The 7,857-nt window shown below is 59.6% G+C and carries 8 protein-coding genes and 1 pseudogene; 2 read left to right on the forward strand and 7 right to left on the reverse strand.

Annotated elements, in window-relative coordinates:
- Positions 1–524: 524 nt before the first annotated feature.
- From MXAZACID_RS16480 to MXAZACID_RS16500, 5 genes are all read right to left on the reverse strand, one after another.
- Positions 525–1,106, reverse strand: coding sequence for a membrane integrity-associated transporter subunit PqiC (locus tag MXAZACID_RS16480; protein ID WP_008495659.1), 582 nt, complete (start codon positions 1,104–1,106; stop codon positions 525–527).
- 2 nt (positions 1,107–1,108) lie between these two features.
- Positions 1,109–2,800: an intermembrane transport protein PqiB gene (locus MXAZACID_RS16485; protein ID WP_008495660.1), complete on the reverse strand. Its 1,692-nt coding sequence runs from the start codon at positions 2,798–2,800 to the stop codon at positions 1,109–1,111.
- Positions 2,797–4,026 carry a paraquat-inducible protein A gene (locus MXAZACID_RS16490; protein WP_008495661.1) on the reverse strand — a complete coding sequence of 410 codons (1,230 nt, stop codon included), beginning with the start codon at positions 4,024–4,026 and terminating at the stop codon, positions 2,797–2,799. Before MXAZACID_RS16490 ends, MXAZACID_RS16485 begins: the two co-directional genes overlap by 4 nt.
- 335 nt (positions 4,027–4,361) lie before the next feature.
- Positions 4,362–4,808, reverse strand: coding sequence for a recombinase family protein (locus tag MXAZACID_RS20525; RefSeq protein ID WP_083878863.1), 447 nt, complete (start codon positions 4,806–4,808; stop codon positions 4,362–4,364).
- 498 nt (positions 4,809–5,306) lie between these two features.
- Positions 5,307–5,999 carry an EAL domain-containing protein gene (locus tag MXAZACID_RS16500; RefSeq protein WP_008495663.1) on the reverse strand — a complete coding sequence of 231 codons (693 nt, stop codon included), beginning with the start codon at positions 5,997–5,999 and terminating at the stop codon, positions 5,307–5,309.
- A gap of 194 nt (positions 6,000–6,193) precedes the next feature.
- Between MXAZACID_RS16500 and MXAZACID_RS20530 the strand changes: the two genes are divergently transcribed.
- The gene (locus MXAZACID_RS20530; protein ID WP_008495664.1) at positions 6,194–6,340 is read left to right on the forward strand and encodes an arginase family protein; all 147 of its coding nucleotides are present in this window, start codon (positions 6,194–6,196) and stop codon (positions 6,338–6,340) included.
- On the opposite strand, the pseudogene MXAZACID_RS18470 reads toward MXAZACID_RS20530, so the two are convergent.
- Positions 6,341–6,577 (reverse strand): annotated as a pseudogene (locus MXAZACID_RS18470) (EAL domain-containing protein); the annotation flags it as partial.
- A 125-nt stretch (positions 6,578–6,702) separates the two neighbouring features.
- Entirely contained in the window at positions 6,703–7,251 is a 549-nt protein-coding gene (locus MXAZACID_RS16505; protein ID WP_083878869.1) for a potassium-tellurite ethidium and proflavin transporter, read from the reverse strand.
- 113 nt (positions 7,252–7,364) lie between these two features.
- Here MXAZACID_RS16505 and MXAZACID_RS16510 point away from each other — a divergent pair, with 113 nt between their 5' ends.
- Complete coding sequence (locus MXAZACID_RS16510; RefSeq protein WP_051060410.1) at positions 7,365–7,853, forward strand: cupin domain-containing protein; 489 nt, start codon at positions 7,365–7,367, stop codon at positions 7,851–7,853.
- The last annotated feature ends 4 nt before the right edge of the window (positions 7,854–7,857 follow it).

Genomic DNA, 7,857 nt, shown 5'->3' on the forward strand with positions numbered 1-7,857 from the left:
GAACAGCCTGCTTTATATCTAGCTGATAAACACATGGAAAATGGTGCATATCTCCTATTACCCTAATAAATACCCTAGAAAACCGCCCTCATCTGCTGTTTTTTACCAGAAATGCCCTAATCGGGTAACTTGGCTTTACGTAGCCTTGAATCGACGCGGCCAATTCTGCGCGCCATGGAGCAGGCACAGAATCACAACGGCATCTTGTTCCCCTCGATAGGCGAGAATGTACGGCGTGTCCGATACCACCAACTTGTGGATCGGCGCCGAAGTGGGGTGACAGCAAAAACCTAAACCAACTCATTGATTCAAAAAGAAGAATTGGTGTTTAGCGGGGTCCCAAGCGGCGCCGATTGGGACCCCGCTTAGGCTGAGCTTCTGGCTTAATATCAATGGCTTTAAGCGATTTTTGGAGGGGTCCCACTTCAATCCTGATTCACAGCGGAACAGCATCCAGGCATCAGCCTGGCGGCCGTTACCCTAGTGAGCCCGGGCGGCGCGGCGCTGTTGGCGCGCGCCAGACGTTAGAGTGAACCTCCGGCGCGGCTGAGCAAACCGCGCGCGATGGTATCGGCGAGATGGGCCAGCAGGCCGCTCATTTCTCGAGCCTGCGCGGCAGGGCTCTTCCCGCAGGGTAATGCGCGACTGAAGCGGCCTTGCGCCAGCAGCCCGCCTGCCTGCGGCGCGGTCACGAACCAATCTGCTTGTAGTGCTACACTGCCCGCGCCATCCGGCATGAACTCTTGCATCGAGACATGCACGGAAGCAGCGCCGTTTGGCGGTACCGGATCGCCAGGCATCAGCACTTTGGCCTCTGGCAGGCGTGCCGCCAAGTCTTGCGCCAGCACAATCCGCGCCATCGGCCCCAGCGGGCCGGCCCACTCGATCTTGCCGCTCACATGCAATGTGCCCGCTGCCGTGGCAGCGGTAAACTGCCGGCGGCCGATCGCCGGCGGAATGTCAACGGAGCCGACGGCTAGCGCCGGGAGCCCCCCGGCAGAGTGTGGCTGCACCGGGCTAATAGGCGCGAGGGCCAGATAGGTCGTCGGCTTGCCGGCGCATCCCGCCAGGCTGAGCAAGGCCAGCAAAAACAGTGCGCGCCACATGGTCAGTCCCCCCGCCCGGCGATGAGAGCGCCGGGATGGCTGTTGAGGTAATCCGCCAGCGCCCGCAAAGAAGCAGCGGCTTGGCTCAGCTCGTAGAGCGTATGCGGCAGGCCAGCCTCGTCCGTACTGGCATTGGCCGGGCCTTGCGGACTCAGCATGCCCCGTGCCGAGGCCAGCGCCGCCTGCGCCTGTGCCGCCGTCTGGCGCAGGGAGGCCAGGATCGCGGGAAGCTGCGCCTTGGCCTGGCGGGTGATATCATCCACGTGCGCCATTGCGCGGTCGAGATGAAGCAACGTCTGTTTCGTCTGCCGTGATTTGGCCAAAGCAGCGAGGCGTGACGTCGCGCTGTGGATATTCACCGCGATTTTATCCAACGGCATGGCGTTGATGCTGGCGAGAATGTCATTCACCTGGGCGATCACCTGTCCCACATCGCCACCGCCGCTACCGAATACCGGCAACTCAGGCGGGTTGCCGGGCTGCAAGGCGGCGGGGGGCGCGTCCTTCACCAGATCCAGCTGGATTGTCTTGCCGCCCACCACCGGCACGCTGCTGCCCAGCTCCGCCCGCAGGCCTTGGGCGATCAGCGTAGCCAGCATCGCGTTCATCTGCGGCGCGGGGTCGGCGAGATTCCACGTGCCGTTGGCGAGGTTGATGCGCTGCGGCTGCAACGCCAACGTCACCAATGTCTCCAGGCGCTTGGCGGTGGCATCGTAGCGCATGGTCACAGCCGTTACGCTGCCCACCGGCGAGCCTTCCAGCTGCACCGGGGCCCCAACGGCGAGCCCGTGCGGGCCGCCCGCGAACAGCGCCTGGTAGAGCACGGCGCCGCTGCCTGGCGCGTTCTCGGCCTGGGCCTTGCTGTCGTAGAGCGTGTAGTTTGCTTCGTTTTCAGCGGATGCCGCATTGCCCTTCGGCGTTTCAAAGGCCACCGCCCCAAGCAGCAAAGCCGGCACGGATTCCAACTGCACGCCCGGCCCGCCAGCGGTGGACACACGCACCGCACCGGCATACCAGAACCGAGAATCCGCCTTCACCAAATTCTGCCACTGGGCTTTAACGAAGATGCGGATGGTGAATTGCTTTCCGTCCGGCGCCATCGCCACGTCCAGCACCTGCCCCACCTTGTAACCCTTGTAGAAAACCGGCGAGCCGGAAGAAATATGCGAGAGCTCGGGTGTCACCAGCGCCAGTTGCAGTCCCGGCTCGGCGGATTTAAGCACCGGCGCCTCGCCCAGACCTTGCGCCTTGCCCACGGTTTTGCCTGGGCGCGGGTCAACGCCGATCACTGGACCGGAGATCACCTCCTTGATATCGGACAGATTGCTGAGGCTGAAATTCGCGCCCTCGATCCAATAGCGCGTGCCGGGTCCAAGATGTCCCGCCATCGAGGAGTCGAAGTCGATCTGCACCTTCATCTGATTCAATGATTTCGAGATCGTGACGTCTCCGACATGACCGACATTAAAGCCTTGATACTGCACCTTGGTGGTGCCGGGTTTCAGCCCGCCGGTGACTGGAAACCATACCTCCACCGAAGGGCCACTATGTGTGAGAGCACTGATGCCAAGCCAGGCGATGATCGCCACCGCCGCCAGCGGTACTGCCCAGATCAAACCAGGCCAACGCGAGGGTTTGAACACGGCTTCTTCCGGCGGATTCTCCTCGGGGATGTTTCGGTCGTCCCCGCTCATGCCCGCCGCTCCGCCGCCAGCCACAATGCCCGGGGGTCGAAGAAGGAGGTGGCCGCCATGGTGATGACCACAACCGCCAGAAACGCCGGCAGCGCCTTACCAACCACGATGGACAGCAGCCCGTTGAGCTGCATCAATGGCAGGAAGACGGAGACGGTGAACACGTCGATATGCGACCAGCGGCCGATGGTGTCGATGAGCCGATAGAGCTTGGTCTTCAGACGCAATCTGGCTGCCGAGCGGCGATGGATGGACATGCCGAACCACGCGAAGGCAAACAGCTTAAGCAGCGGAATCGCGACACTGGCGATAAACACGACGGCGGCGAAAAACCATAGATCCGCCTGCACCAGCTTCAGCACGCCGGTCATGATCGAGTAGCCGTGCAGATCATCCAGTACATCGCTCGATTCCATCGGATAGATATAGGCGATGGGGTAGAAGGCGAAGGCGGCCAGCGTAAGCGCCAAGGCGCGCATGGCCGCGTAAGGACGACAATGCCAGACGCGCGCGTGACAGCGCGGGCAACGTTTACCCTCCTGCGTAGCGGGCAAGGGATAATCGCAGCTTGTGCAGCAGATCATCTTTTCCTCGCGTTGCGTCGCGGCCGGGCCGATGAGACGCCAGATCTCTCGCCGCTCCAAGGCAGCGCGGGTGACAAGGGAGAAGAACGCCGCGCAGATGGCACAATACCCGCCTGCCAGTATCTGGACGGGCATGGCATGTACCACCCGCGCATAGCCGATAAGCCCGCCGAACAGAAACACGTCGATCATCGCCCATTGGTCCAGATACTCCGCCCAGCGGAAAGCGGGGCCAAGCCAACGGGCGCGCTGGCCTGCCCACAACATGCCGAGCACGGCGCTGAGCAGCCCGAAGCGTAGAAACGGCAGCACAACAATTTCCAGCCCGACCACAATGGCAGCCACCGGCCAGCCTTGCGTCCAGATGCCAAACACGCCGGAACCGATAAAGCTGATATTCGTTGCCGCCAGAATGTTCACCTGTAAAATAGGCAGCAGGTTGGCGGGGAAAAGCAGCAGGAGTGTCGCGAGTGCACAGCCCAGCCCGCCCAGCAGGCTGCGCCCGTTCATCCGCTCCAGCGTACGGCCGCAGCGCCCGCAACGCCGCGCACCCCGGGCAGCGCCTGTGGAGATCGCCTGGATCGCGCCGCAATCCGGGCAGCCGACGATTTCCTGTCCGGCATTATTGGCAAAGCTTGACAAAGCGGGCCCCGGGTTGATGAGGTTCGATATGGTTCCCCCATCCCGGGCCTAAAGGGCAAGAATGCTATGCGACCATGGATTTTCCCATACTTTTTCTTAAGCCACCGGCGTTCCATCGCGCCGATGCAGCGATTGTTTATGCGGCTCGGAGTCTAAGGACCATGCCCTGCTTCCATCTGGAGATAGTTGAGTATGCTTATACTTGTCGCCTATGACGTGAGCACAACCACATCGGCTGGACGGCGCGTTTACCCGGGGTAGCGCGCGCCTGCCTAGCTTACGGCCAGCGCGTGCAGAATTTTGTGTTCAAATAAGAGGTAGACCGGCCCAATGGGTTACATCGCGCGGTAGGATCGCGCGGTGGCTCGCGCAAATGCGCAGAATGACGTAGCAAATATGCTGCGATATGGTGGCACGTCCTCCGTGCGGGGCCGTGGACCCAGACAATACCGCGACGGCTTTGACTCAATCCCAGCCTGTCGCCCCCATCGTGGATGAACTGGATCGAAACCGCCCTCAGTCATGGCAGGTACCCCGACGGAATTACAAAATTTTATGCTGAAACTCAGTTGGTCAAAGCAGCCGGCGACGTCGGCGAGATTCCGCCCCAGCCGGTCGATCGCCTCGGTCACCACCACATCAAGGCCCCGGACATCGCCGCGCATCAACCGCTGGAAACCGACGCGGGTGAGAGCACTAGCGCCGCTGACGGCATCTTCGTAATGGGTCGTCAGAACCCAGCCTTGCCGCCCGATAGCGGCGGCACAGCTCGATCTGATCAATGATCGAGGCGGCGCTGCTGATCAGACGAATTACGGGCGTAATAACAGCGCGCATGGGCGGGGGGAGCTCTCTAGTGATCTGGGCGAATATAGGGTCGCCAGCGTGCAGGCAACCAAAAGCTCGGCCAAGTCCAAAAATGGTGCCCGCCCCCGCGATCCCGCCCAAAACGCCAAACGCACGCCAGCAAAAGCTGTCGGGGCGAGAGGCTAGGAGGGGCGCGGCCGAGGCACTTGCCGTGGCATCGTCTGTTCGATGGCGTTAAACAACGCTTTGGCCTGCAGGTTGATCTGCTCCATCGTCGTCTGAAGAAACCAACCGACTCAGGAAGATCAAAGTCGAGACAGGATCAGTATTGACCGCTCCAGCCTAGGGTTCATGGGTCACGATCTTATCCTCGTGTTCACCAGACCAGCAGATCGGTATGACGCCTGCATTATCGGAGAGACCTCAGTGGCCATATAATCCGACCGAATCTATACGGTAAACTATAAAGACGATCAGCTTGGCCATGTAGGGATTGGCAGACTACGAAAGCCCGGCTTTGCGAAAAGATAGCCTTGCATTAAAGTGATCCCCAGGTCGTTTAAGACTGAGTATTCATTGATCGTTTCGATGCCTTCGGCAACGACGGAGATCCCCATTTCCCGACACATCGCTGCGCAATGGGCGACGATACTTCTGCGCCTTTTATCCGCCTCAATACCTCGAATAAGTTCCATGTCGAGCTTCACCAGATGCGGGACAAATTTTGCGAGGAGATTAAGGTTTGAATATCCCGATCCAAAATCATCAACCGCTGTACGGAAGCCCATAGCTGCGTATTCCATAACGATTTTAGCTAAATGATCGGGCGAGCTCAATAACTCTCTCTCACTGATTTCAAAGATGAGTTTTTGGGTAGGAAAGCTGGTCCGAGCGGCGGCCTCTAGCGTGGTACGAATACAAGCCCGTGGTTCATAGACTGCATTGGGCAGGAAATTAATAGAGAGGTCGCAGGAACTGTCGCCTAGACTAAGAGCGGCCGCGGTTTCAATCGCCGTTACCCGACATGCTTGGTCAAAGGCATAGAGTTCCGACTGACCAATGGTTTGCAATATGCTCCCCGCTGACTCTCCAGCGGGGCCACGCACTAAGGCCTCATAGGCGAACACTGATCGTGCTTCGACATCGACGATCGGCTGGAACGCCATAGTCAGCGGCTTGTCGAATTTTCCCCCTCGACAGCCGTTACATGGTTTAGTTTCTTCGGGATTCCCTTTTATTAACCCCATTATCGAGTCGCCACCTCTGATACGCCCTTAGCCACAATCTACCAAATACTGAACAGACACAAGTAAAGTGGCAAAAGCATGCACCCAACTATTTAACGATCAACTAAAACTTATTGCGCGCCCTTGTCGTTGTTGATTTTTCCTTTGATATCGAGGGTCTAGACCGGGCCTTCACTCCCGGAACCGGCAACCCGGAGATTGGCGACCTGATTCGCATGCAGAAGATTGAGCAAAGCAGGCAGCTTCATCGGGCGGGCTAAGAAATAGCCCTGTACATAAGGGCAGCCGAGGCGGGTGACGTAATCGAGCTGGGTTTGGGTCTCGACCGCCTCTACAGTGACTGGAATTTTAAGAGCGCCGGCCATCGCGATTATTGCCTCGAAGATCGGCTGGGAGTCATCGGCGCGGTGGATATTGGTAAGGAATGATTTGTCGATCTTAATAAAATCGAATCGAAAATTGTCCAGATAGGCGAGTGATGAGTAGTGAACCGAAATCGTCCAGCACGAGGGTCACCCCATGTTCTCGTAAGGCGGTCACCTTACTAATATTTTTAGATATTTTCTGCATTAGAACCGTTTCAGTAACCTCGAGTTTGAGGCGTTGTGGAGCGAGTCCGGACTCAGCTAAGGTAGACGAAGGCGGCGGCGGCGGCGGCAACAAACCCGCCGGCAACGCTAGGCAGATAGAGCACCGGGGTGGTGGTGGCGGGATCCCGTCCCCCCTGCCACAGCAGCCCGGTACGCCAGATTCCGAAGCCGGCGGTGAAGGCTGCGCCCGTCAGGAACAAGAGGAAGGCGATGGAACGCGCGTAGGGCAGAACGGCTAGCGCGATCAGCATTGTCGACACCCCGCCCAGTCCGATGAAGCAGCATTGCACAGGGTGTAGCGCCTCGGCGAGCGCCTCCTGACGCCGGAATACCCATTTTAGCGCGTAAAGCACGGCAAGAATGGCCCAGACGATGGTCGCCAGGCCCATTAGAACTTCGCCGATGATGGCCGGCAGATGCCAGGCGGCGGTCGCGGCGCGCCAGGCATTGCCAAGCCCCGCAAGACCCAGCACCATGTCAAAGAACGCGGCCGGGACGGCGGGCAGCCGTAGCGCGGTCCTCGCCGGCGGTGACGCTGTGGGGGGAGTGACAGCAACAGAGGGAAGGGAAGATACGTTCATGACGGTGCTCCTTGCTTCGGACCCACGGACTCTACGCGGAACCCCTGATTTTCCTCTTATCCGGGCCGCGCGATCACCACGCCGCGCGGATCAATTCGCGTAGCGGTGAGAATATGAAGGAAGCTGAAATCTTCGCTGCTCTTACGCCGCTGCTGCGTGTACGGCCCGAATTGCAGAATATCTGCCGCTTCGGTGCGCAATGGGCGGCAGCTCACGCACCGGAGCCGGAAGGCTGGGCGCCGTTTCATATCGTCACCGTAGGCACATGCCTGCTGGAAACGCCTGATTCAGCCCCGTTGACATTGCGCGCGGGCGATATCGCCGTACTACCGCATGGCGGCCCGCACACCGTACGGGCACTGCGGGAGGCAACCGGGCAGGCCATGCATATGCGCCTGCTGCAGCGCAGCTACGATGCAATCGCCGTCAAAACGAATGTGACGGATGCCGGCGATACCGGGCTGCTGTGCGGGCGGTTTCATTTCGAACAGGCTAGTCATAACACGGTGCTGGCTGCCCTGCCGCACGTCATAGTGGTGCCCTTTTCCGGTGGCGGCGATGCGGAGCGTATCTCCGGTATGATTGCTCTAACAGTTTGCTGAAAAA

Source organism: Acidocella sp. MX-AZ02 (assembly GCF_000306035.1).
GTDB classification, from domain to species: domain Bacteria; phylum Pseudomonadota; class Alphaproteobacteria; order Acetobacterales; family Acetobacteraceae; genus Acidocella; species Acidocella facilis.

What these genes read in the sequence shown, in the direction of transcription:
- MXAZACID_RS16480 (WP_008495659.1), bottom strand. Translation starts at nt 1,106, where the DNA reads ATGTGGCGCGCACTGTTTTTGCTGGCCTTGCTCAGCCTGGCGGGATGC.
- MXAZACID_RS16485 (WP_008495660.1), bottom strand. Translation starts at nt 2,800, where the DNA reads ATGAGCGGGGACGACCGAAACATCCCCGAGGAGAATCCGCCGGAAGAA.
- MXAZACID_RS16500 (WP_008495663.1), bottom strand. Translation starts at nt 5,999, where the DNA reads ATGGCGTTCCAGCCGATCGTCGATGTCGAAGCACGATCAGTGTTCGCC.
- MXAZACID_RS16505 (WP_083878869.1), bottom strand. Translation starts at nt 7,251, where the DNA reads ATGAACGTATCTTCCCTTCCCTCTGTTGCTGTCACTCCCCCCACAGCG.
- MXAZACID_RS16510 (WP_051060410.1), top strand. Translation starts at nt 7,365, where the DNA reads ATGAAGGAAGCTGAAATCTTCGCTGCTCTTACGCCGCTGCTGCGTGTA.